At 64.3% G+C, this 23,527-nt stretch carries 21 protein-coding genes; 12 read left to right on the top strand and 9 right to left on the bottom strand.

The window, feature by feature from the left end; genetic code table 11:
* Positions 1–170 precede the first annotated feature (170 nt).
* Both pncA and LCM4577_RS02320 read left to right on the top strand, forming a co-directional pair.
* Positions 171–785 (top strand): bifunctional nicotinamidase/pyrazinamidase, encoded by a 615-nt coding sequence (gene pncA, locus LCM4577_RS02325; RefSeq protein WP_071036613.1) that lies wholly within the window; start codon positions 171–173, stop codon positions 783–785.
* A gap of 208 nt (positions 786–993) precedes the next feature.
* Positions 994–2,415, top strand: coding sequence for a sodium:proton antiporter (locus LCM4577_RS02320; protein ID WP_071069392.1), 1,422 nt, complete (start codon positions 994–996; stop codon positions 2,413–2,415).
* Between the two features lie 122 nt (positions 2,416–2,537).
* Here the strand turns inward: LCM4577_RS02320 and LCM4577_RS02315 are convergent, their stop codons facing one another.
* The 8 genes from LCM4577_RS02315 to gcvA all read right to left on the bottom strand — a co-directional run bounded on the left by LCM4577_RS02315 (position 2,538) and on the right by gcvA (position 11,696).
* The gene (locus tag LCM4577_RS02315) at positions 2,538–3,266 is read right to left on the bottom strand and encodes an ABC transporter ATP-binding protein (protein WP_071069390.1); all 729 of its coding nucleotides are present in this window, start codon (positions 3,264–3,266) and stop codon (positions 2,538–2,540) included.
* Entirely contained in the window at positions 3,259–3,987 is a 729-nt protein-coding gene (locus LCM4577_RS02310) for an ABC transporter ATP-binding protein (RefSeq protein WP_041004052.1), read from the bottom strand. The genes LCM4577_RS02315 and LCM4577_RS02310 overlap by 8 nt, the downstream gene beginning before the upstream one ends.
* Entirely contained in the window at positions 3,984–4,946 is a 963-nt protein-coding gene (locus LCM4577_RS02305) for a branched-chain amino acid ABC transporter permease (RefSeq protein WP_071069388.1), read from the bottom strand. Before LCM4577_RS02305 ends, LCM4577_RS02310 begins: the two co-directional genes overlap by 4 nt.
* Positions 4,943–5,824 carry a branched-chain amino acid ABC transporter permease gene (locus LCM4577_RS02300; RefSeq protein ID WP_071069386.1) on the bottom strand — a complete coding sequence of 294 codons (882 nt, stop codon included), beginning with the start codon at positions 5,822–5,824 and terminating at the stop codon, positions 4,943–4,945. The genes LCM4577_RS02305 and LCM4577_RS02300 overlap by 4 nt, the downstream gene beginning before the upstream one ends.
* A gap of 291 nt (positions 5,825–6,115) precedes the next feature.
* A complete protein-coding gene (locus LCM4577_RS02295) occupies positions 6,116–7,420 on the bottom strand; it encodes an ABC transporter substrate-binding protein (protein ID WP_071069384.1) in 1,305 nt (434 codons plus the stop codon).
* Between the two features lie 154 nt (positions 7,421–7,574).
* Positions 7,575–9,014: a hypothetical protein gene (locus tag LCM4577_RS02290; RefSeq protein ID WP_071069859.1), complete on the bottom strand. Its 1,440-nt coding sequence runs from the start codon at positions 9,012–9,014 to the stop codon at positions 7,575–7,577.
* A 183-nt stretch (positions 9,015–9,197) separates the two neighbouring features.
* A complete protein-coding gene (gene pncB, locus LCM4577_RS02285; protein WP_071069382.1) occupies positions 9,198–10,502 on the bottom strand; it encodes a nicotinate phosphoribosyltransferase in 1,305 nt (434 codons plus the stop codon).
* A gap of 219 nt (positions 10,503–10,721) precedes the next feature.
* Positions 10,722–11,696 carry a transcriptional regulator GcvA gene (gene gcvA, locus LCM4577_RS02280; RefSeq protein WP_071069380.1) on the bottom strand — a complete coding sequence of 325 codons (975 nt, stop codon included), beginning with the start codon at positions 11,694–11,696 and terminating at the stop codon, positions 10,722–10,724.
* Positions 11,697–11,901: 205 nt separating this feature from the next.
* Between gcvA and speB the strand changes: the two genes are divergently transcribed.
* The 4 genes from speB (at position 11,902) to LCM4577_RS02260 (ending at position 15,356) form a co-directional block, all read left to right on the top strand.
* Positions 11,902–12,957, top strand: a complete 1,056-nt coding sequence (gene speB, locus LCM4577_RS02275) for an agmatinase (RefSeq protein WP_071069379.1) — start codon at positions 11,902–11,904, stop codon at positions 12,955–12,957.
* Between the two features lie 134 nt (positions 12,958–13,091).
* On the top strand, positions 13,092–13,892 hold the full coding sequence (locus tag LCM4577_RS02270) for a transporter substrate-binding domain-containing protein (protein ID WP_071069377.1): 801 nt from the start codon (positions 13,092–13,094) through the stop codon (positions 13,890–13,892).
* 151 nt (positions 13,893–14,043) lie between these two features.
* Positions 14,044–14,712, top strand: coding sequence for an amino acid ABC transporter permease (locus tag LCM4577_RS02265; protein ID WP_040987022.1), 669 nt, complete (start codon positions 14,044–14,046; stop codon positions 14,710–14,712).
* Complete coding sequence (locus LCM4577_RS02260; protein WP_071069376.1) at positions 14,709–15,356, top strand: amino acid ABC transporter permease; 648 nt, start codon at positions 14,709–14,711, stop codon at positions 15,354–15,356. The genes LCM4577_RS02265 and LCM4577_RS02260 overlap by 4 nt, the downstream gene beginning before the upstream one ends.
* A 40-nt stretch (positions 15,357–15,396) precedes the next feature.
* Here LCM4577_RS02260 and LCM4577_RS02255 read toward each other — a convergent pair whose 3' ends face one another.
* On the bottom strand, positions 15,397–16,800 hold the full coding sequence (locus tag LCM4577_RS02255) for an MATE family efflux transporter (RefSeq protein WP_071069374.1): 1,404 nt from the start codon (positions 16,798–16,800) through the stop codon (positions 15,397–15,399).
* Positions 16,801–17,040: 240 nt separating this feature from the next.
* On the opposite strand from LCM4577_RS02255, the gene LCM4577_RS02250 reads away from it, so the two are divergent.
* The 6 genes from LCM4577_RS02250 (at position 17,041) to LCM4577_RS02225 (ending at position 23,412) form a co-directional block, all read left to right on the top strand.
* Positions 17,041–17,958: an AraC family transcriptional regulator gene (locus LCM4577_RS02250; RefSeq protein WP_071069857.1), complete on the top strand. Its 918-nt coding sequence runs from the start codon at positions 17,041–17,043 to the stop codon at positions 17,956–17,958.
* Positions 17,959–18,198: 240 nt separating this feature from the next.
* Positions 18,199–19,473 carry an ABC transporter substrate-binding protein gene (locus LCM4577_RS02245; protein WP_071069372.1) on the top strand — a complete coding sequence of 425 codons (1,275 nt, stop codon included), beginning with the start codon at positions 18,199–18,201 and terminating at the stop codon, positions 19,471–19,473.
* A gap of 98 nt (positions 19,474–19,571) precedes the next feature.
* On the top strand, positions 19,572–20,438 hold the full coding sequence (locus LCM4577_RS02240) for a carbohydrate ABC transporter permease (RefSeq protein WP_041009099.1): 867 nt from the start codon (positions 19,572–19,574) through the stop codon (positions 20,436–20,438).
* Between the two features lie 11 nt (positions 20,439–20,449).
* On the top strand, positions 20,450–21,262 hold the full coding sequence (locus LCM4577_RS02235; RefSeq protein WP_071036825.1) for a carbohydrate ABC transporter permease: 813 nt from the start codon (positions 20,450–20,452) through the stop codon (positions 21,260–21,262).
* 14 nt (positions 21,263–21,276) lie between these two features.
* Complete coding sequence (locus LCM4577_RS02230) at positions 21,277–22,323, top strand: NAD(P)-dependent alcohol dehydrogenase (RefSeq protein ID WP_071069370.1); 1,047 nt, start codon at positions 21,277–21,279, stop codon at positions 22,321–22,323.
* A 3-nt stretch (positions 22,324–22,326) separates the two neighbouring features.
* Positions 22,327–23,412 carry an ABC transporter ATP-binding protein gene (locus tag LCM4577_RS02225; RefSeq protein WP_071036627.1) on the top strand — a complete coding sequence of 362 codons (1,086 nt, stop codon included), beginning with the start codon at positions 22,327–22,329 and terminating at the stop codon, positions 23,410–23,412.
* Positions 23,413–23,527 lie beyond the last annotated feature (115 nt).

The raw sequence follows: 23,527 nt of genomic DNA, 5'->3' as shown, positions 1-23,527 counted from the left end.
CAAAGCCGGAGTTGGGCCGGAGTTGGCGCCGCGAAGACCTGAACGCGATTGTTATGGCGCCGGAGGTTGACGCCGCCGGCCATCTGGTCAAGGTTCCCTCTCCGGTCGCGTCAGCGGCTTTTGACTGCAGCCCCGATGCTGAACCAGAGGGCCGAACGAGAGGAAGCCGCATGGCCGAAGAAGCGCTCATCGTCATCGACCTGCAGAACGATTTTTGCCCGGGCGGCGCGCTGGCGGTCGCCGGCGGCGACGAGATCGTGCCTTTGGTCAACGACCTGATCCGGCGCAGCGAGCATGTGATCCTGACGCAGGACTGGCATCCGGCCGGACATTCGAGCTTCGCCTCCAGCCATCCCGGCAAGCAGGCCTTCGAAACCATTGAGATGCCTTACGGGCCGCAGACGCTGTGGCCGGATCATTGCATCCAGGGGAGTCTCGGCTCCGATTTCCATTCCGGGCTCGCCTGGACGAAGGCGGAGCTGGTGATCCGCAAAGGATTTCGTACCGCGATCGATTCCTATTCGGCCTTTTTCGAGAACGACCACACAACGCCGACCGGCCTTGGCGGCTATCTCAAGGAACGCGGCATCGACACAATCACGCTGGTCGGGCTGGCCACCGACTTCTGCGTCGCCTTCTCGGCGCTCGATGCGGTTAAGCAGGGGTTCAAGACGACGGTGCGGCTCGATGCCTGCCGCGGCATCGACCTCAACGGCTCGGTCGAGGCGATGCTGAAGCGCATGCGCGAGGCCGGCGTGAGGCTCGAAGATCATTCGGCGGATTGACCGGACTGTGGGGAAGGTCCCCCTCACCCGGATTGCGGGCTCCCCCTTCTCCCCTTGTCGGAGAAGGTGTCGCCGAAGGCGACGGATGAGGGGCGCTCCAGGGCAAGCCAGCGTCTCACTCCGCTGGAGCACCCCTCATCCGTCTCGGCGCTACGCGCCGATCCACCTTCTCCCACAAGGGGAGAAGGGGAAGGCGCGCGGCGGCCGAATGAAGAGTTTCTTCTCATTCGCTTCGCTTGCCGTATTGCTACTACTCCCAGCCCAGGCTCTTGCGGCCGAGATCCACGAACTGCCGGGCGCCGCCATGTCGCTCTGGTGGGGATTGCCCTTTGCCGGCCTGCTCTTGTCGATCGCGACTGGGCCGCTGCTGTTTCATCATGTGTGGGAGCATCACTACGGCAAGATCGCCGCCGCCTGGGCGGCGCTGGTCGCGGTTCCTCTGGCGGTCGCCTTCGGCATTCCGACGGCAGGCGAGGCCGTGCTGCACACGCTGCTGACCGAATACATGTCGTTCATCATCCTGTTGTTCGCGCTCTACACCATCTCGGGCGGCATCCTGCTTGCCGGCAACATCCATGGCACGCCGCTCGTCAATGCCGGGTTGCTGCTGATCGGGGCGCTGCTTGCCTCGGTCATCGGCACGACCGGCGCCTCGATGATCCTGATCCGGCCGATGCTGCGCGCCAACGACAACCGGCCGTTCAACGCGCATGTGGTGATCTTCTTCATCTTCCTGGTGTCCAACATCGGCGGTTCGTTGACCCCGCTCGGCGACCCGCCCTTGTTCGTCGGCTTCCTGCGCGGCGTCGACTTCTTCTGGACCACCGCTAACCTGTGGCGCGAGACGCTGTTCACCGGCGGACTGGTGCTCATCGTCTTCCTGGCGCTCGATATCGTGCTGCACCGGCGCGAGGGCGGCATGCCGAAGATCAAGGACCCGACGCCTGATACAAAGGTGCGCCTGCGCGGGCTCGCCAACCTGCCGCTGCTCGCCGGCGTGATCGGCGCGATCCTACTTTCGGCGGGCTGGAAGCCGGGCGTCAGCATCCCGATTTTCGGCGTCGGCCTGGAGCTGCAGAACCTGGTGCGCGACGCCGTCATCCTGGCGCTGGCGTTTCTCTCGCTTCGCGTCTCCTACAAGAGCCACCGCGAGGCCAACGGCTTCACCTGGGGGCCGATCGCCGAGGTGGCGAAATTGTTTGCCGGCATTTTCATCTGCATCGTGCCGGTCATCGCCATCCTGCGGGCCGGCCATGACGGCGCGCTGGCGCCGCTGGTGGCGCTTGTCACCTCCGCCGACGGCCAGCCCAACGATCTCGCCTATTTCTGGCTGACCGGGGCGCTGTCTTCCTTCCTCGACAACGCGCCGACCTATCTGGTGTTCTTCGAGCTTGCCGGCGGTGATGCCCAGCACCTGATGACTGAGGCAGCCTCGACGCTGGCCGCGATCTCGGCGGGCGCCGTGTTCATGGGCGCCAACACCTATATCGGCAACGCGCCGAACTTCATGGTCTTCGCCATCGCCAGGCATCGCGGCTTCAAGATGCCGGGCTTCTTCGGCTATATGGCGTGGTCGGGTGCGGTGCTGATCCCGACGTTTCTGATCGCAGGGTTTTTGTTTTTCAACTGAGGCGGCGCGGAGCCTTACCTCCCCCTTGTGGGGAGGTCGGACCGCAGGTCCGGGTGGGGGTCGGCGCTGCCCCCTCCCCGCTGCTTCGCAGCGACCCTCCCCACAAAGGGGGAGGGTAATCCTCAGCCAACACCCACATATCTCCGCACCGCCGACGGATCCGCCCGCAACGCCTCGACATCGACCGTTTCGCGGTTGCGGCCGTTCTCGATGAAGCAAACCCGATCCGCCACCGATAGCACCGCATCGACACGCTGCTCGACAAGGATGGTGGAGACGCCTAGCTCGCGCAGCTTGGCCACCGTCTCGCGGATCTTCGCGATCATCGACGGCATCAGCCCCTCGGTCGGCTCGTCGAGCAAGAGCACTTGCGGTTCGAGGCAGAGCGCGCGGGCCATCGCCAGCATCTGCTGCTCGCCGCCGGACAGCGTGCCGGAACGCTGCTTCAGCCGCTCCCTGAGCAAAGGAAAAAGGTCGAGGACGTTTTCACGCGCCTGCTTGCCCTTGCCCCGCGCCATCAARCCGATCTCGATGTTTTCCGCCACACTCATCTCGGCGAACAGACGCCGGCCCTGCGGCACATAGGCGACGCCTGCCTTCGGCACGTCATGCGCGGCAAGCCCGGTCAGTTCCCTGCCGTCCAGCTTGATCGAGCCGGCCGATGCCGGCACCAGCCCCACGATCGCCTTCAGCGTGGTCGTCTTGCCGGCGCCGTTGCGGCCGAAGAGGCAAAGCACTTCGCCCTTGTTCAAGACGAGGTCGAGGCCGTACAGCACCTGCACCTCGCCATAGAAGCAGTCGAGGCCGGAGATGGTGAGCAGTCCGCCATCGGTTCCAACCGRCTCAGCCATGAGTCGCTCCGAGATAGGCGTCCTGCACTTCGGCATCGGCGCGGATCTCACCCGGCGTGCCTTCGGCGAGGATCTTTCCCGAATTGAAGACGGTGATGCGGTTCGCAAGCTGCATGACCACCGGCATGTTGTGCTCGATCAAAAGCACGGTGGCGTCCTTGGCGATCTCGCGCACCAAAGTGATGAAATTGTCGATCTCGCCGTCAGCCAGGCCTTGCGTCGGCTCGTCGAGGATGAGCAAACGCGGCTTCAGCGCCAGGCCCATCGCCACTTCCAGCAGGCGCTGATGGCCATAGGAAAGGTGTGCGGCCAAAGTGCCGGCGCGGTCGGCAAGGCCGGTGCGCTCCAGCGCCGCCATGACGCCGCTTCTCACCTGCCCCTTGGAGCGGCCGTCGGTCAGCGTGCGCTGCACCGGCAGCGCGACATTGTCGAAGGCGGTAAGGTTGGCGAAGACGCTGGTGATCTGGAACGTATAGGCGACGCCAAGGCGAACCCGTTTATAAGCCGGCATCGCGGTGATGTCGGCGCCGTCGAAGACGATCATGCCGGAGGACGGCCGGATACGGCCCGAGAGCAGGCTGACGAAGGTGGTCTTGCCGGCCCCATTGGGGCCGATGATGGCGCGTATCTCGCCGGGCATGAGCGCGAAGTCGACGCCGTCGACGGCGCGCAGGCCGCCGAAATTACGCGACAGGCCCTTGGTKGTGAGCAGCGGCGTCATGGCAGCCATCCCAGCCAGCGCTCGCGGATGCTGCCCATAATGCCTTTCGGGGCGAACAGGACGAGCAGGATCAGCGCCACGCCGACGATCAGGAGATAGGCGGAGGTGAAGCCGCTGGTGATGTCGGTGACATAGTACATGAACAGCGTGCCGACCAGCGGACCGAGCGTGGTCGCGGCACCCCCGAGCAGCACCCAGAGCAAGGGCAGGATGGAATATTGCACGGACGCGAAGCTCGAGCCGACATAGCCGAACAGCAGCGCATAGGCGGCGCCCGACGCCGCGCAAATGGTGCCGGAAGCAACGACGGCGGCAAGCTTGTTGGCGACCGTGTCGTAGCCCAGCATCTTGGTCCGTTCCTCGTTCTCGCGGATGGCGACCAGGACACGACCGAAGCGGGAGCGGACGAGGGCCAAAGTGATGAGGAGCACGACCGCGAACAACGCCAGCGCGCTCATGTAGCGCACGGTCGGATCGGTCAGGTCGAAGGAGGCGCCGCCGATCGCGACAACCCGCGATGCCTGCTGGATGACCAAGCCCTGGTCGCCGCCGGTCCAGGCGGCGAAGTAAAGAATCAGCAGATAGAAGACCTGGGCGAACATCATGGTGACGATCATGAAGGCGACACCCGAAGTGCGCAGCGCGAGCAGGCCGATGACCAAGGCGAGCAGCGCGCCACAGGCGACACCGGCGACAAAAGCTTCCGGGACGCCCCAGCCGAGGTGGTAGACGGTTAGGCCCGCGCCATAGAGGCCGGCGGAGAAGAACATGGCGTGGCCGAGGCTGAGCAGGCCGACATAGCCGAAGAGCAGATTGTAGCCCATCGCGAAGACGGCCAGCGCCATGATGCGGGCGAAGAGGCCCTGGTGGTAATCCGGCAGGACGAAGTTCAGCGCGAAGAGAAGCGCGATGACGCCGATATGCAAGGCATAGGTCGTTGCCGGCGAAGCATCCCTCATCTGGACGTCGTCCCGAACAACCCTTGCGGCCGGAACACCAGCACCATGGCGACCACCAGCGTGGCGATGATCTTGGCCAAAGTCGGCGAGAAGAACATCGAGACGATGCCGTCGGAAAGGCCGATCAGGACGGCGGCGACCACGGTGCCGCGCAACGAGCCGAGACCGCCGATGATGACGACGATGAAGGAGAGCAGCAGCGGGTCCTGCCCCATCAGGTAATGCGCCTGGCTGATCGGCACGATCAGCACGGCGGCGATCGCCGCCAGCATGGCGCCGACGGCGAAGACGCCGGCATAGACGCGCTCGACCGGGATGCCGAAAGCCTGCGCCGTCTCGCGGTCATACTGCGTGGCGCGCATGATCAGGCCGATCTTCGTGCGGGTCAGCACGAGCCAGGTGATGACGAGCAGAATGGCGGAGGCCGCGACCACCGACAGCTTGTAGCCGGAATAGCCGAACCACGGCAAAAGGATGCGGTAGCTGAAAGGCGGCTCCACGGGGCGGGCCTCGGGGCCGTAGAAGGTCAGCGCCAGCTGCTGGATGATGTAGAGCATGCCGATGGTGGCGACGATGGTGCCTTCCGGATTGTAGTTCAGCCGGCGCARCACCAGGCGCTCGGCGACGAGCGCGACCAGCCCGACGAGCAAGGGCGCGATCACAAGCGCCGCCACGAAGCCGATGGCCGGATGGCCGGAAATCGCCGTCGAGACCGCCCAAGCGAGCACCGCGCCCAGCATGAAGAACTCGCCATGCGCGACATTGACGACGCGCATGACGCCGAACACCAGCGACAGGCCGAGCGCCGTCAGCGCCAGCACGGCGGAGGTGACGAGGCCTTCGAGAGCGGCGAGGAGGAGATGGGGTCCGAAATGCATTACACGCGAACGGATGCGCGAGGCACCCCCCTCTGCCCTGCCGGGCCCGGCCCTCCGCTATCGCTCCGGGCGTTCGTCGCTCGGAAAGCCAAGCAATTGGCTTTCCGTCCGCTGCGCGGACCGCTCCTCACCCCCCGCAAGGGGGGAGATTGGCTGTCCCTACCGCTTTCGCCAATCGCAAAGGCCGATAGATGGCCGCCTTCGCACAAGCTGCTGATCTCCCCCCTTGAGGGGGAGATGTCCGGCAGGACAGAGAGGGGGGCCTGGGCGCTCACGCTGGTTGGAATGAACCTACAGCGCCTGCGTCGTGTAGTCCCCTTCCGGCTCGTAGAGGCCGTCCTCGATCTTGGTCTTGTGGACAACCTTGAGTTTGCCGCCTTCGACCTTGGAGATGTTCTGGATGCCGAAGCACTGGTGGATCTTGCCGTTGAAGGTCTTCGGGCCCTGCGGATGCTCTGGACCTTCGGCGAATTCCTTCAGCGCCTCGGTGGCCTCGACCAGCTTGGCGCGGTCCTCGGGTCCCTTGTAGCCGGCATCCTCCATCGCCTTCTTGACGACATAGAGCGTCTCCCAGCAGCCGAACATGTGGGCGGCAGTGGAGACGTCCTTGGGGTCGCCGACGGCGGCGCCATTGTCGTCGATGCCGACGGCGGCGCGATAGGCTTTTTGCGCGGCCGAATCGTCGGCCTGCGCGTAGCGCGGCGAGCCTTCCCAGAAATGGCTGCCGTCGAGGAATTCGAGGCCGGGGCTGTTGATGTCGACGGCTTCGAGTGAGTCAATGAAGCCGAAGAGCTGCGGCCCTTGCGAACCGTAGAACTCGCCGAGCTCCTTGACGAAGGTGAGCACCGCAGGGCCAACCATGACGTGGTAGATCACCTCGGTCTCGGCTGGGATCTGCGGGAAGTATTTCGTGAAGGACGACTCCGTCGGCGGGATGGCGATCTGCGCGATCACGTCGCCACCCTGCGCCTTCAGCGCCGGCGGCAGGTAGTCGCGATGGTCGTAGCCGAAGGCGAAGTCGGGGAAGATCTGGGTCACCTTCTTGCCGGCGTTGGCGGYAATCCACGGCGCCATCGACTGGATCTGGCTCTTCACGTCGGTGATGCCGGGCTGGAAGACGTAGCGGTTGAGCTTGGTGGAGGCGACGTGATGGCCTTCGCTGACCACGAAATAGGGGATCTTGTTCTCGCCGGCCGCCGGCGCCGAGCCGATCACGACATGCGAAAACAGCGTGCCGAAGACGATGTCGGTCTTGTGCTGCTTGGCGAATTTGTTGACCACCTCGGCGCCGCGCGCCGGATCGGTGCCGTCATCCTCGATCACCAGCTCGACCTTGCGGCCGCCGATGCCGCCGGCGTCGTTGATCGTCTTGACGGCGGCGGCGCTGGTCTTCTCGTACCAGCGGCCATAGGCGGCGCCGATGCCGGTGCGGTGCGACTGGAAACCTATTTTGATGGGCGCCGAGCTCTGCGCCTGGCTGTAGCGGACGAAGCCGGGGGCCAGCGCGAGGCCGGCGCCTGCGGCCATGCCCTTCAGCGCCGTGCGGCGCGACAGCGTCGTCTTGGAAAGGTCGAAAAATCCGTTCTTGTCAGCCATGTCCGTTCCCCTGTTTTTTCAGTTTTGACCAGCGATAAGGCGGCTCGATCCTCCTCGCGCGGAGGATGCGAAAATTGCATGTGTACAAACTAAATCACCAAAGCCGTGAGCTGGCAAGCGAGCTTCCCCAACGGTATTCAGCGGCGCCCTTCTCTCATCCCGCCGTCGGCGTGGCAAGCAACCAAAGGCCGAATATCGTATAGGCGATCATCAGGAGTGTCAGCGGAAGCTGGCTGAGCGCCGCGCGGGAGGCTTGCGGATGCAGCCGCCAGGCGAGCCCGTGCGCGATCAGGACCGCCAGCACATGGCCGGCGATGATGACACCCGCCTGCAGGTTCCACAGCCACCAGGCCGACTGAGCGCCGGCGACGATGCCGGCCTCGACCATCCTGTTGGCGGTGCCGAACAGGTTCCAGCCGAGCGCGAAGGGATCGGAGAGCGCGACCAGCGCATACTGGCCGTCGACCAGAAGCACGGCGAGGTAATGCGCGATGTGGTAGGCGAGCGCGATCGGYACGATCGACCAGACCAGCAGGCCGGCGGCTTTTCCGAACGGCTGCGCATCGCCGGCGAGCCGCTGTCCAAGAAAGACGGYCAACGCGAACACCGCCGCGAGCAGGACAAAGGTGAGCACGAGGCCGAAGCTGCCGATGCCGATCAGGGCGGTGCGGCCGGGATACTCCAGCGGGTTGACGCCGAACAGGCCGAGCCAGAGGAAGGTTTTCGACAGGCCGTCGAAGGACACCGACGACAGCGCCAGCAGAAGAAAGGCCGTGCCGCTCATCGGCAGCGGCTCGGCGGCCAGCAGCTTGGCGCCGGGCCAGCAGAGCGAGAGGCGGCCTTCGCGGCGCTCGAACGGCGCGAAACGGGCGACCATGGCGAAGAAGATGGTCAAGAATTCGCCACGCTTGCTCCAGGCGTCGTAGCCGAAGATGAGCATCGCGACAAAGCTCGCCAGCCAGTAGAGGCCGGCGGCAAAGGCCAGGCGGGCCGGATCGTCGGGCGCCGGATCGATCAGCTCGAACCAGGCGAAGGCGAAGAACAGCATGAAGGCCGGCCAGAAGCCGAGCCATGACGGCAGGCGTGACGGCTTTGCGACGTCCGCGCGAAGGCCGAGGATGCGAGRGGCGAAGCGCCAAGGCCCATACCACGGGTTGAGCCATGACCAGAGATCGCCGAAGACGCCTTGCAGCAGGGTGAAGCCGGCCCAGAGCAGCGTCCAGATGACAAGGGGGAGCGGGTTGGAGAGCGGGTCGCGGCTGCCGAAAAGGCCAGCGGCGATCAGAAGTGCGAAGCCGGCAAAGGAAACCAGGCTGACGATGGTGCGCGGGCGATCGCCGAGGGTGAAGAGCGACAGGCGCCGGCGCCAGAAACTGTCGAGCGCGGCGGGCGGCAGCAACGCCAGGACGAGAAAGCTGACCGCCACGGCAAAAGCGCCGCCGGCGATGTAGTAGCCCGTCGGGAGAAGGAGCACATGGCCGCGATCGGAGGCGTGGGCGAAGGCGGGGTTGGGAAGGAAGGCGAAGGTGGATGCAAGAAACGCCAGTCTCCAGGGTTGGCGCTCTACGGCGCCCCCCTCTGTCCTGCCGGACATCTCCCCCACAAGGGGGGAGATCGGCTGATGGGGCGCCGGCTCTTTCCTTCCAGCGTTGAAAATTGGCGAAACCGGAAATGAGAGCTCAATCTCCCCCCTTGTGGGGGAGATGTCCGGCAGGACAGAGGGGGGCGCGAAGGAACTCGGTTTGTCCAGGAATTCCATTCGTCCAGGCCTTAAGCCTCACACCTTCACCAGCTGCTCCACCCGCCCCTTCTCGCCGAAAATCCTCAGATACCGCTTGATCTCCTTCTCATCCCCGGTCGCCTTGGCGGGGTTGTCCGACAGCTTCACCGCCGGCCTGCCATTGGCCTCGCTGACCTTGCAGACCAGCGAGATGGCGTCGAGGCTTTTGGTTTCGGTCGGCGCGCAGCCCTCGAAATCATTGGTGAGGTTGGTGCCCCAGCCGAAGGACATGCGCACCTTGCCCTTGAAGTGACGATAGGCTTCCTCGATGGTCTCGACCTCCAGCCCGTCGGAGAAGATGAGCAGCTTCTGCTTGGGATCCTTGCCCTTCTCACGCCACCAGGAGAGGATCTTCTCGCCGCCTTCGATCGGCGGCGCGCTGTCGGGGCGGAAGCCGGTCCAGTCGGCAATCCAGTCCGGCGCATCGCGCAGGAATGCGGCGGTGCCGAACGTGTCCGGCAGCACGATCAGGAGGTTGCCGCCATAGTAGCGCTGCCAGTCCTGCAGCACCTTGTAGGGCGACTGCCTCAGTTCCTCCTCGGAGTTGGCAAGGGCGGCGAAGACCATAGGCAGTTCATGCGCGTTGGTGCCCAAGGCCTCGAGGTCGTTATCCATCGCCAAAAGCACGTTGGACGTGCCGGTGAAGGCATCGCCGATGCCTTCCTTCAGCGCCTCGACGCACCAGCGCTGCCATAGGAACGAATGGCGGCGCCTCGTGCCGAAGTCGGAAATGCGGATGCCCGGCAGCGCTTTCAGCCGCTCGGTCTTGTCCCACATCTTGGCCTTGGCGCGGGCATAGAGCACATCGAGCGCGAACGGGCCGAAGGAGCGCATCGCCGCTCGCGAACGCAGCTCGTTGATGATGGCCAAGGCCGGGATTTCCCACAGCGTCGTGTACATCCAGGGGCCGGCGAAAGAGAGCTCGAACTGGCCATCGCGCCTGGAAAGCTCGTATTCGGGCAGGCGGAAATCCTCGAGCCAGGCGAGGAATTCCGGCTCGAAGATCTGCTTGCGGCCATAGAAGGTATTGCCGCCCAGCCAGATCATCTCCTTCTTCGAGAAGCGCAGCGTACGAGCATGATCGAGCTGCTCGCGCAGTTCCCCCTCGTCAATCTCGTCGGCGAGGCGCACCGAAGTTGTGCGGTTGATCAGGGAGAAGGTGGCCTCGACCTTGGGATACATGCCCCAGATCATCTGCAGCATCAGAAGCTTGTAGAAGTCGGTGTCCAGCAGGCTGCGGACGATCGGGTCCAGCTTCCAGGTGTGGTTGTAGACGCGGCGCGCTATATCGGTCTTTGCCATGTCTCAATGCGCTTTCGTTGCTCGCCGGATCAGGATGGCGTCTCGTTGAATCGCCTTTCTGATCCAGCTTTCTGTTGGAGCACGATCTTTTCCGAAAACAGGTTTCCACTTTTCGGGATCATGATCGAGCCGCGGGAATGCCTCTTAGCATTGTATTTTCGAACGCGCTTGCAGCTTTGCAAGCTGGCCCGACAAAAAGCAGCTATGCAAGTCCAGCCGTCAGGACAGGGCCCTGGCACCGACAACCTTCAGCGCGGGACGTTTCCTGCGGCTCGGCATGCGGCCGGCCACGGGGGCATCGGCGCGGCCCTCGTCCTGCTCCTTCTCTGCGAACAGCCAGTCGATGAACAACTGGACGATCGGCGCCGAACGCATCTCGTTGCGGCAGACGACGTAGAAATCGTCGACCGCCGGCACTGACAAAGTGAATGGCGCGACGAGCATGCCCCTAGCAAGCAGGGCGCGCGCGGTGACGGAATCGCCGAGCGCGACGCCATGGCCGTGCACGGCGGCCTCCGTCGCCATGCGCGCATCACCCAGACGGTGGCGGCGGCCGCGCTCCAGGTCGAGCGCGTCGGCGGCGGCCAGCCAGGTGTGCCATTCGCGGCCATCGTCGCCATGCAGGAACACATGGTCGGCGAGGTCGCGGACGCTGCGGATCGGCCGGTTGTTGATCAGCGTCGGGCTGACCACGGGGAAGAGCTCCAGCCCCGACCATTTGCGTATCCAGCAGTCGCTCCAGCCGCCGTCGCCATAGTGCACGCAGACGTCGATGTCCGCGGCACGGATGTCCTTGGGATCGTTGGACGGGATCAGCGTCAGCTGGATGTCGGGATATTGCGCCGTGAAGGAGCCGAGCCGCGGCGTCATCCACAGCAGCAACAGCGCCGGCACGCAGGAGACCGAGAGCGCGCCAGCACTCGCCGGCCTGGTCATGCGCTGGGTGGCGGCGGCGATGCCCTCGAAGGCGGCCGAGACCGCCGGCAGGAACTCCGCGCCATGCGGCGTCAGTTTCACCCGCTGACCTGTGCGCTCGAACAGCTTCACGCCGAGCGACTGCTCGAGCGCCTTGATCTGGTGGCTGACGGCGCCATGGGTGACATTCAGCTCACCCGCCGCCTTGGTCAGCGAGGCGTGCCGCGCCGCGGCTTCGAAGGCGCGCAACGGATTCAGCGGCGGCAGGCGCTTGGCCATGGATAGCTCCTACTTTGTGAGATTTTCTCACAGCAGTGACCCTAACAATATCAATTGATTTTTCAATGCGGCTGCCCGACACTTTTGTCCGGAACAGCTTTCAAGAGACGTGAAAATCCGCAAGGGACAGCGGGTAACGATCTGGCCTGACAACAGGCTGGCTTGGCAAATCGTCCGTGCGGGCAGCAGGCAGAGGAGACCGGACATGGGTTACGATCGCGGCAAGCTCGAAGCGTTGCGCCGCAAATATGGCRAGAGCCATGGCGGCGAGATGTTCGATCCGAAATTCCGCAAGGTCRCCGACAAGATCTTCAACAAATCGGGCACGCGGCTTGCCCCCTATTCCGGCATCCCGACCTTCCTCGCCGCGCCCTATCGCGAAATCGCTGCCGAGAACCCGGATTTCGGCGACCTGCAGGTGGCGATGATCGGCGTGCCGATGGATCTCGGCGTCACCAACCGTCCCGGCTCGCGCTTCGGGCCGCGCGCGCTGCGCGCCATCGAGCGCATCGGTCCCTACAACCACGTGCTGGAATGCGCGCCGACGCATGAGCTTCGCGTCGCCGACATCGGCGACACGCCATTCCGCAGCCGCTACCGGCTGGAGATCAGCCATGAGGACATCGAAAAGCGCACCAATCAGATCGTCGATGCCGGCGTGCTGCCGCTCTCAGTCGGCGGCGACCATTCGATCAGCCATCCGATCCTGAAGGCGGTCGGCAAGAAGGCGCCGGTCGGCATGATCCATATCGACGCCCATTGCGACACCAGCGGGCTGTTCGACATGACCAAGTTCCACCATGGCGGGCCGTTTCGCAACGCGGTGCTGGACGGCGTGCTCGATCCCTCGCGCACGATCCAGATCGGCATCCGCGGCTCGGCCGAATATCTGTGGGAGTTCACCTACGAGTCCGGCATGACCGTCGTGCATGCCGAGGAAGTAACCGGGCTCGGCATCCCGGCCATCATCGAGAAGGCGCGCAAAATCGTCGGCGACGGCCCGACCTACATCTCCTTCGACGTCGACAGCATCGATCCGGCCTTCGCGCCGGGTACCGGCACGCCGGAAGTCGGCGGGCTAACGACGCGCGAGGTGCTCGAATTGCTGCGCGGGCTGAAAGGCCTCAACATCGTCGGCGGCGACGTCGTCGAGGTGGCCCCGCAATATGACGCGACCACGAACACCGCCCATGTCGGCGCCCAGGTCCTGTTCGAGATCCTGAGCCTGATGGTGTTCAGCCCGGCGATCAAGAAGGGTTGAGACATCGTAATTTCACGCAATTCCGGACGGAAAACCGCGTCACACTTTTCCTGGAATTGCTTAGCCAATACGGCCGCCGCGCTGGAGCCGGCGGCCGGACGCAACAAACAAGCTTCCAGCAGGGGAACCCAAAAATGACTCTTCGCAATGCTCTGAAATCCGCCATCGCGGCAGCCATGATGCTCGGCGCCGGTCTCGCCACCCAAGCCGCCAAGGCCGATGCCGTCGACGACATCACCAAGGCCGGCGCCATCAATGTCGGCATCTTCTCGGACTTCCCGCCCTTCTCCTCGGCGAGCGCCGATATGAGCATCAAGGGCTACGATATCGACGTGGCGCAGGCGATCGCCGATGCCTTGAAGGTGAAGCTCAACCTGGTCAGCGTCACCRGCCAGAACCGCATCCCTTATCTCACCGACAAGCGCGTCGATATCTTGATGAGCGTCGGCTACTCCAAGGAGCGCGCTGAGGTGATCGATTTCGCGGCCGCCTACGCGCCTTATTACATCGCCGTCATCGGCCCGGCCGAGCTCGCCGTCAAAGGCAAGGAAGACCTCGCCGACAAGTCGATCGCCGTCAATCGCGGCACGCTGGAGGACACCTCGCTGACCCAGGCGGCGCCGGCTTCCGCCGATATCCGCCGCTTCGACAACTACAATTCCGTCATCCAGGCTTTCATCTCCGGCCAGACGCAGTTGATGGTCGTGGGCAACGATGTCGGCGCGCAGGTGCTGGCCAAGCAGGATGCGCTGAAGCCCGAACAGAAATTCCAGTTGCTCACTTCGCCTTCGCATATCGGCCTCAACAAGAACGAGGAGCGATTGAAGAAGGCGGTGAACGACGCCGTCGCCAAGATGCTTGCCGACGGCAAGCTGGACGAGAGCTCGAAGGCCTGGCTGAAGACGCCGCTCAATCCCGACAACCTCAAGGATTGATGCCGATCGGTTCGGCGCCGTAACGGGCGCCGAACCTTCTCTTTGTTTTCACGCAATTCCGGACGGAAAGTTACGGCGAAGCCGAACCTCACCGCTTCACACTTTTCCTGGAATTGCTCTAGGCCGGGCGCCTTCAACAAGGTCAATCGCCATGGGCTACAGCCTCGACTTCGGCTGGCTTGCGGGTGCGGCGGGCGTGATCGCGCGCGGCGCGGCGATGACGCTGCTTCTGATCGCCGTCACCACGCTCGCCGGCACCTTCCTCAGCATCCTGGGCGCCGCCGGCAAAAGAAACGGCCCCAAGCCGCTTCAGCTGGCCATCGGCGTTTATGTCGAGGTCATGCGCAACACGCCGTTCCTGGTGCAGCTGTTCTTCATCTTCTTCGGGCTGCCCACGCTCGGGATCAGGCTGGACCCGATCCTGGCCGCGATGYTGGCGATGACGCTCAACATGGCGGCCTATACGATCGAGATCGTCGGCGCCGGGCTCGACGCCGTGCCGCGCGGCCAGACCGAGGCAGCGCTGGCTCTCGGCCTCAGGCCCCGCCAAGTATTCGTCAAGATCGTGCTGCCGCAGGCGCTGAAGGTGATCTACCCGGCGCTGACCAGCCAGATCGTCATCATGATGCTGGAATCGGCCGTGGTGTCGCAGATCGCGGTACGCGAACTGACCTACGAGGCCGATATGCTGCAGGCCCGCACCTTCCGCGCTTTCGAGACCTATTTCGTGGTGACGATGGTCTATCTCGGCCTGTCGATGGGGCTGCGCCGGCTGCTGGTCGCCAGCGGGCGCCGGGCGCTTGGAGCAGGCGTGTCATGATCGAGTTCACCTTCTGGGATATCGTGCGCAACCTCCTGCTCGCCGCGCGCTGGACGGTGCTCTTGTCGCTCGCCGCCTTCATCGGCGGCGCGCTGGTCGGGCTGGTCGTGCTGTTCTTCCGCATCGCCAAAAACAAATGGGTGAAGCGCATCGCCTCGGGCTATATCGCGCTGTTCCAGGGCACGCCGCTTTTGATGCAGCTCTTCCTGATGTTCTTCGGCCTGCCGATGCTGGGGCTGCGCATCGAGCCGTGGACCGCGGCGGCGCTGGGCTTGACCTTCTTCGCCAGCGCCTATCTGGCCGAGATCTGGCGCAGCGGCGTGGACGCACTGCCACGCGGCCAATGGGACGCCGGCGCCAGCCTCGGGCTGCACTATCTGCAGGAACTCAGGCTGATCATCCTGCCGCAGGCCTTCGCCATCACCCGCGCGCCGACCGTCGGCTTCCTGGTGCAGCTCATCAAATCGACGGCGCTGACCTCGATCATCGGCTTCGAGGAGCTGGTCAGGACCTCCAACGCCATCAACAACGCGACCTTCGAACCGTTCAAGGTCTACGGGCTGGTGGCGCTGATCTTCTTCGTCATGTGTTTTCCGCTGACGCAATACGCACGGCGGCTCGAAAAGCAGGCGCCGGTGCGCTGAGCCGGCTCAAGACTGCCGGTCATGCCGGCAGCCTTTCTCGTCAATGCCCGAAGGACAGCGCCGGCGCGATGCGGTCGCGTCTGAGYCAGCGCGCGAGCAGCAGCGCCGCCACCACGGCCAGTCCCGACRCCAGGCCGATCCAGATGCCGACGCCGTTGAAGCCGAAATGGAAGGCGAGCAGCACGCCGAGCGGCAGGCCGACGCCCCAATAGCCGATCGCCGCATAGATCATCGGCACCTTGGTGTCGTGCAACCCGCGCAGCATGCCGGCGGCGACCGCCTGGGCGCCGTCGAAAATCTGGAACAGCGCCGCGAACCCAAGGAAGGACACGGCAAGCGTGATCACCCTGGCATTGGCCGGATCGGCAAGATCGATGAAGGCGCCGATCAGGAGATGCGGCCACAGAATCATCACCAGGCCCATCAGCGCCATGAAGGAAACCCCGATGACGAAAGCGGTCCAACCGGCGCGCGAAACGCCTTCCGGATTGCCGGCGCCATGCGCCAGGCCGACACGGACCGTGACCGCCTGGTTGAGACCGAGCGGCACCATGAAGGAGATCGAGGCGATCTGGATGGCGATGGCATGGGCGGCCAGCGAATCCGCGTCGATCAGGCCCATGAGCAGGGCCGCCGCGTTGAAGATCGTCACCTCGAAGGCAAGGATGCCGGCGATCGGCATGCCGAGCCTGAGCAGGCCGCGGAAACGCGGCCAGTCGGAACGCCAGAAGCGGCCGAACAGACGGTAGCGGCGGAACTTCTTCTCGAGCATCACCACCGCCCCCAGGCCGACGAACATMAGCGTGCTGGACAAGGTGGTGGCGAGGCCGGAACCGGCAATGCCCATCGACTTGACGCCGAGATTGCCGAACATGAACACCCAGTTGAAGAAGGCGTTGCAGGCGACCGCGACGAAAACGATGATCAGCGCCCAGCCGGGCCGCTCCAGCGCCGAGATGAAGGAGCGCAGCACGATATAACCGTAGAAGGGCAGCACCGCCCATTGCAGCCAGTGCAGATAGATGCCGGCCTGATGCGCAAGCTCCGGCTTCTGGCCCATGGCCAGAAGAACCTCTTCGCCATGCGAAAGGAAGATCCAGATCGGGATCGAGATCAGGATCGCCAGCCACAGGCCCTGGCGCACGGTGCGGCGCAGGTCGCGCACGGAGTGTCGATGACGGCCGAGCTCGGTCGCCATCATCGGCGAGGTCGCCAGCATCAGGCCGAGGCCGAAGATCAGCGGCATGAAATAGAGGTTGGAGCCCAGCGCGCCCGCGGCGAGCGTATCGGGCCCGAGCCGGCCCATCATCATGACGTCGGTCGCGGTCATGGCCGTCTGGCCGAGATTGGTCAGCACCATCGGCCAGGCGAGCGCGATCGTCGCCCTGATTTCCTGACGCCAAAGGTTTTCCGGCGCGCGAGCGCCGGCTTCGATCGCAGACATTGTTCCGCTCTTTCAGAACACGGCGCGTCGGCCAAAGGGCCGGAAGCCGCACAACAATGGCGCGAAATGGCGCCATTTGCGTCGCCTTGTGAATGAAAAGCGACATTTTGGCAAGGGAGGAGGTCCGGGCAGCGATTGATCCAGGCGGAGCCCAGATTCCGCGACGCCCCTTTCATTTGCCGGCCTTCGACTGTTACGGATGGCCTGAGCATGCGCAGGCGCGCCGTGCCGGGAGGAATGATGCCGTTCAGGCGCAGAAAAAATACAGCCGCGATTCCGCGCACGGCGCCTGCCTTCGAGCACATCGTGACGGAGGCAAGCGAAAGTTTCCTGTGGCGGCTGGACGACTATCCGTGGGAGCGCAATGTCTGGAATTTCCATCCGGAATACGAAATCCACCTGCTCAGGAAATCGTCCGGCGTGGTGCTGGTCGGCGACCATATCGGCGAGTTCGGGCCGGGCTACCTGACGATCGTCGGCGGCGGGCTGCCGCATGACTGGGTGACGGCGGTGCAGCCCGGCGAACTGATCGAGGGCCGCGATATCGTGCTGCAGTTCGATCCCGAGCGGCTGCGCGGTTCATCCGGGCTGCTGCCGGAACTGCGCGAGCTGGAGCCGTTCCTGGAACGCTCGCTGCGCGGCATGGTCTTCCATGGCCGGACGGCGCTCGACGGCGCCGAGCTGATGGAACGGATGGGCGAGGTGCATGGGCTGGCGCGGTTCCGCATGTTCCTCGAGCTGCTCGAGCTTCTGGCCACCACCGACGAATACCAGCTTTTGTCGTCGCCGGATTTCTCCCCGCTTCTCGACGCGGAGTCGCTGGATATCGTGCAACGCTCGCTGACCTACCTGTTCCAGCATTTCGCCGAGGACCTGAGGCTGCCGGACGTCGCGGCATTGGCCGGCATGAGCGAAAGCAGTTTTTCCCGCTTCTTCCAGAAGAACACCGGCAATTCCTTCAGCGACCACCTCGCCAAGCTCAGGCTCTGGCAGGCCTGCAAGCTGCTCSCCGACACCGATATCCCGATCACCRACATCTGCTTCCAGGTCGGCTACATGAACATCTCGAACTTCAACCGCGCCTTCCTGCGCAAGCACAAGATGACGCCGTCATCCTATCGCAAGCTGTCGCGGCAGCGCCTGACGCTAAGGGCGTAGGACAGCCGAGAGCCGAATGCTCCGATGGCACTGATACTCGTGTGACGGACAGACTCTGCCCGCGCCATCTTTTGCGCCGCACAATGCATAAAAGTACAGATCTGCTGCAACGGGGCTTCTAGCCTCGCCCTCTCCAACTGCTCATTTTGGCGACGGGTGGAAGGTCCTGCGGGCGACGGTGAGGGTCGCCTAATCCAAGGACCTGCCGCTTTTCGCGAGTGTTCCTGGAGGAGAAAACCAATGAATTCAAACCGGCTCGCTGCCAGCCTCGGCGCAGCGTTCGTGCTTACCGCTTCCGTGTCAACCGCAGCACTTGCCCAGGCGCCCGTCTGCTCGGCGCCGGTCAAGGTGCTGGCGCAGCCGCGCGACGGCCTGACGCTTCTGGAGGACTCCAAGGACGAGTTCAAGAAGCTCTCCGGCGCTGGCTTCCAGATCGACTACCTCAACGAGAACGACCGCCGCGCCAAGTCGCGCGCCGATGCCTCCACCGTCGGCAACTACAACGTCTACTATGTCGACGAGGCCAATGTGGCTCTGTTCGCCTCCTCGGGCTGGATCGTGCCGCTGACCGATTATTACCCGGCAGACTACGACTACGCCGATTTCGATCCCGGCCGCCAGAAGGTCGCCACCTATGACGGCAAGGTCTGGTTCGCGCCGCTGACCGGCGGCGGCGACCTGATGGTCTACCGCAAGGACGTGCTGGAAGCCGCCGGCGTCCAGCCGCCGAAGACGCTGGACGAATTGATCGCCGACGTGCCGAAGCTGACCAATGCCGACAAGGGCATGTACGGCATCGCGCTGCGCGGCGCGCGCGGCTCGGGCGCCAATGTCTGGCGCTGGATGCCGTTCTTCAAGGCCTATGGCGGCAAGTGGTTCGACGGCGACAAGCCGGCTTTCAATTCGGACGCCGCCGTGAAGGCGACCGAGACCTATTTGAAGCTGTTCAAGGACTCGGCGCCCGGCACGCAGACCGGCAGCTGGGATGAATCGACCGGCGCCTTCCTCTCCGGCCAGGTCGCCATCCTCGTCGAATCGACGCCGCTGTCGGGCATGGCGGTCGACCCGAAGACCTCGCAGGTGGTCGGCAAGGTCGGCTTCCTGCCGCCGCCCTCGCCGTTGCCGGGCGGCGGCTATGGCCATGGGCTCGCCATCGGCACCAAGGCCAATGCCGATGACGCGGCTAAGAAATGCGCCGGCCTGTTCATCGCCTGGGCAACGTCGAAGGAGAACGAGAAGCGCCGGCTCGATGCGCATCAGTTCGGCGAGCTGAACCGCACCAGCATTCTTTCCAGCAAGGAATTCGCCGACATCTACGGCGCCGATCTCGGTCAGGCGCTGGCCGAAACCGGCAAGGTGACCGCGGTGAACTTCTGGCAGGATCCGCGCTGGCCCGATCTCGGCGACCGCTGGGGCATCATCCTGGAGGAGTTGGTCACCGGCACGCGGACCGACATCAAGGGCGGCCTCAACGAGCTCGAGGCCTATGCCAACGAGCTGGTGAAGAAGAAGTAATCCTCCCGCCCGCGGCGTACGGTCCACGGCATTCGAAGGAATGCCGGGATCCGCGCCGCGGGTTCTACCAACGACCCAAATACACCCGAGGATAGGCCATGCGCCGACGCTCTTCCCTGCCAGTCACATTTCTGGTTCCGACCTTAGCCATCCTTCTGGTGCTGTCGATGGTGCCGACGCTCTATGCCATCGTCATCGCGCTGCAGAACCGCGAGCTGAGCACGACCGGCTATTCCTGGGTGTGGTTCTCGAACTTCGCCGATCTCTTCCTCGACCGCCGCTTCCTCAACGCCGTCTGGGTCTCGGTGAAATGGGAGATCGTCACAGTCATCGCGACGATGGTGGTAGCGGTCGGGCTCGGCGTGCTGATGTTCGAGGTCGCCGGCCCACGCCTGCGCAATTTCTACTGTCTTCTGTTCATCATTCCGGTGCTTTTGCCGCGCGTCTCGGCCGCCTTCGTTTGGAAGTTCGCCTATCACCCGCTTTACGGCATCGCGACCTACCCCTACCGGCTGATCACCGGCGGGCTGATTTTCGATCCGCTGTCCAAGCCGGGCACCGCGCTCTTCGCCGTCGCATCGGTGGATGTCTGGCAATGGGGGCTGTTCTTCGCCGTCATCGTGCTGAAGCTGCTCGAGACCTTGCCGCCGCAGCCGATCGAGGCGGCCCGGCTCGATCACGCCAGGCGCTGGCAGATCCATGCCTATGTCACCTTGCCGATGCTGAAGGCACCGCTGATCAGCCTGATGTTCGTCAAGATGATCGAGTCGCTGCGCTCCTTCGACCTGATCTATGTGATGACGCGCGGCGGACCGGGCGTCGCGACCGAGACGCTCGACATGTACGCCTTCTCGCAAGGCTTCATCGAGTCCGGCAAGGTCTCCTACGCTTCGGCCATGGCCGTGCTGATGATGATCGCGACGGTCATCACCTTCACCATGCTTTGGAAGCGGGTGCAGGCATGAAGCAATATCGGATGAGACCGGGCCGACTGATCGCCAAGGCCATACTGGCGCTGGCCGGATTCCTGGCCGTGTTCCCGCTGGTGTGGACGGCGCTCAACGCGCTGAAGAACAATGTCGACATCATCACGCGCGTGCCGAAAGTGGTCTTCACGCCGACGCTGGCCAACATCAGCTACATCCTCGGCCGCGACAGCGTGCTGACCGGGCTCTACAACTCCGCGGTCGCTTGCGGCGCGGCGGTGCTGATCGGCATCGTTCTCGGCCTGCCGGCGGCCTATGCGGTGGCGCGCTATCCCAACCGCTTTGCCGGCGACATCCAGTTCTTCGTGTTGTCGCTGCGCTTCCTGCCGCCGGTGGCGGTGGCGATCCCGCTGATGGTGATCTGGCTGCAGGTCGGACTCTACGACAGTTTGCCGGCGCTGATCATCACCTACTCGCTGCTGACCATCTCCGTCATCATGTGGCTCGCCATCCCGGCTTTCCAGGGCGTGCCGAAGGAAATCGAGGAAGCGGCCTTCGTCGACGGCTACGGCGCCTATTCGGTGTTCTGGCGGATCGCGCTTCCCGTCGCGGCGCGCTCGCTGATCGGCGCCATCGCCTTCAGCTTCGTCTTGGTCTGGAACGAGTTCCTCATCGCGCTGATGCTGTCGAGCTCCAACGCCAAGACGCTGCCGATCGTGGCGTCCGAGCTGTCGCAGCAAGGCATGAACGTGCCCTGGGGCATCCTCAACGCCTCGGTCGTGCTCCTGTCGCTGCCGCCGCTGCTCTTCCTCGGTGTCTTGAGCGGCTTCCTGAATTCCGTTTTCCGGCAAAAGAAAAGTTGAAGTGAGGACACCCGATGCGGGCACTGGTGCTTGAGAAAAAAGGCGAACTGTCGCTGCGCGAGATCGCGCTGCCGCAAGATGTCGGACCGGACGATGTCCGGATCGCCATCCACACGGTCGGCGTCTGCGGCAGCGACGTGCATTACTACACGCATGGCGCCATCGGCAGCTACATCGTGCGCCAGCCGATGGTGCTCGGCCATGAGGCGTCGGGCACGATCGTCGAGGTCGGCGCCAACGTCACGAGCCTGAAGGTCGGCGACCGCGTCTGCATGGAGCCGGGCGTGCCGAACCTTTCCTCGCGTGCGACGAAGCTCGGCATCTACAATGTCGATCCGGACGTCCGCTTCTGGGCGACGCCGCCGGTGCATGGGGTGCTCGCGCCTTACGCCGTCCATCCGGCGGCCTTCACCTACAAGCTGGCGGACAATGTCTCCTTCGCCGAGGGCGCAATGGTCGAGCCCTTCGCCATCGGCATGCAGGCGGCGGCACGCGCCCGCATCGTGCCCGGCGACGTCGCCGTCGTCGTGGGCTGCGGTCCGATCGGCATCATGATCGCGTTGGCCGCGCTGGCGGGCGGATGCTCCAAAGTGCTCATTTCAGACTTTTCAGCGCCCAAACTTGAGATCGCCGGCCAGTATTCGGGCATCGTGCCCGTCAATATCGGCGAACAGTCGCTGGTCGACGCCGTTGCGACCGCGACCGACAATTGGGGCGCCGATATCGTGTTCGAGGCGAGCGGCAGCCCGAAGGCCTTCGCCAATCTGTTCGACATCGTGCGGCCGGGCGGCGCGGTGGTGCTGGTCGGCCTGCCGGTGGAAACGGTCGAGCTCAACGTGCCGGCGGCGATCGCCAAGGAGGTGCGCATCGAGACCGTGTTCCGCTATGCCAACATCTTCGACCGCGCTTTGCAGCTCATCGCCTCCGGCAAGGTCGACCTCAAGCCGCTGATCACCGGCACCTATGATTTCTCCGAGAGCATCAAGGCGTTCGAGCGCGCCGCGCAAGGCAAGCCGCAGGATGTCAAGCTGCAGATCCTGCTGACCGGCGAGAAGGGATAAGGCATGTCCGCGATCGTTTGCTCCCATGTGGACAAGGCCTACGGCGCCACGACGGTCATCCGCGATCTCAACCTCGCGATCGAGGAGCATGAGTTCGTCGTGTTCCTGGGACCCTCCGGTTGTGGCAAGTCCACGCTTCTGAGGATGCTGGCGGGGCTGGAAGACATCAGCGGCGGCGAGGTGTCGATCGGCGGCAAGGTGGTCAACGATCTCGAGCCCGGCGACCGCGGCATCGCCATGGTGTTCCAGAATTATGCGCTCTATCCGCATATGACGATCTTCGACAACGTCGCCTTCGGACTGAAGCGGCAGAAGGTGCCGGCGGCTGAGATCAGGAAGCGCGTCGAGGCCGTCGCGAAAACGCTTGGTCTCGAACCCTATCTCGGCCGCAAGCCGACCGAGCTGTCCGGAGGCCAGCAGCAGCGCGTGGCGATCGCGCGYGCCATGATCAAGACACCGAAGGTCTTTCTCTTCGACGAGCCGCTGTCCAACCTCGACGCCAAGCTGCGCAACCACATGCGCGTCGAGATCGCCAGGCTGCACCAGTCGCTGAAGACCACCACGGTCTATGTCACGCACGACCAGCTGGAGGCGATGACACTGGCCGACCGCATCGTGCTGCTGAAGGACGGCGTTATCGAGCAGATCGGCTCGCCGGCGGAAATCTATCGGCGTCCCGGCAACCAGTTCGTAGCCGGCTTCATCGGCACGCCGAACATGAATTTCATCGAGGCTACGGTGGGCCGGAAGGGCGACGGCTGGACGCTGACCGGCGCCGGAACGGTGCTATCGCTGCTGGGCAGCGACTTCCATCTCGAGCACGCCGATCGCGTGGTGCTCGGCATCCGGCCTCCGGATCTGAAGACGGCGCAGGCAGGCGCGGCAAACCTTTTGCAAGGCACCGCCGACCTCATCGAGTTCCACGGCAATGACGCGCTGGTGACGTTCGGCTCCGGCGGCAAGGAGATCAGCGCGCTGGTGCCAGCCCGCGAGTGCCCGGAGCTGCGCGCGCCCGTGCGCTACAGCTTCGACGAGGACAGCATCCATCTGTTCGACGCGCAGACCGGCAAGTCGCTGCGCAGGCAATAGCGCAGCTCCGCCCGGAACTGCCTGGAGGATGCACACATTTCCAAGCGGCTGGGTCTTTGGCGATATTGTGCATGGCAGCTTGGCGCATGCATTGTCGAATGCTGCGCTGGTCGAC

Origin of the sequence: Mesorhizobium sp. LCM 4577, assembly GCF_001854795.2 — a bacterium.
GTDB classification, from domain to species: domain Bacteria; phylum Pseudomonadota; class Alphaproteobacteria; order Rhizobiales; family Rhizobiaceae; genus Mesorhizobium; species Mesorhizobium plurifarium.
Note: the sequence above shows the minus strand (reverse complement) of the source record. Positions and strands in the feature narration are given on the sequence as shown.

Excerpts from the sequence above, each read along its gene's own strand:
- LCM4577_RS02260 (WP_071069376.1), top strand. The coding sequence starts at position 14,709 with ATGATCGAGTTCACCTTCTGGGATATCGTGCGCAACCTCCTGCTCGCC.
- gcvA (WP_071069380.1), bottom strand. The coding sequence starts at position 11,696 with ATGGCCAAGCGCCTGCCGCCGCTGAATCCGTTGCGCGCCTTCGAAGCC.
- LCM4577_RS02245 (WP_071069372.1), top strand. The coding sequence starts at position 18,199 with ATGAATTCAAACCGGCTCGCTGCCAGCCTCGGCGCAGCGTTCGTGCTT.
- LCM4577_RS02235 (WP_071036825.1), top strand. The coding sequence starts at position 20,450 with ATGAGACCGGGCCGACTGATCGCCAAGGCCATACTGGCGCTGGCCGGA.
- LCM4577_RS02230 (WP_071069370.1), top strand. The coding sequence starts at position 21,277 with ATGCGGGCACTGGTGCTTGAGAAAAAAGGCGAACTGTCGCTGCGCGAG.
- pncA (WP_071036613.1), top strand. The coding sequence starts at position 171 with ATGGCCGAAGAAGCGCTCATCGTCATCGACCTGCAGAACGATTTTTGC.
- LCM4577_RS02305 (WP_071069388.1), bottom strand. The coding sequence starts at position 4,946 with ATGAGGGATGCTTCGCCGGCAACGACCTATGCCTTGCATATCGGCGTC.
- LCM4577_RS02320 (WP_071069392.1), top strand. The coding sequence starts at position 994 with ATGAAGAGTTTCTTCTCATTCGCTTCGCTTGCCGTATTGCTACTACTC.
- pncB (WP_071069382.1), bottom strand. The coding sequence starts at position 10,502 with ATGGCAAAGACCGATATAGCGCGCCGCGTCTACAACCACACCTGGAAG.
- LCM4577_RS02240 (WP_041009099.1), top strand. The coding sequence starts at position 19,572 with ATGCGCCGACGCTCTTCCCTGCCAGTCACATTTCTGGTTCCGACCTTA.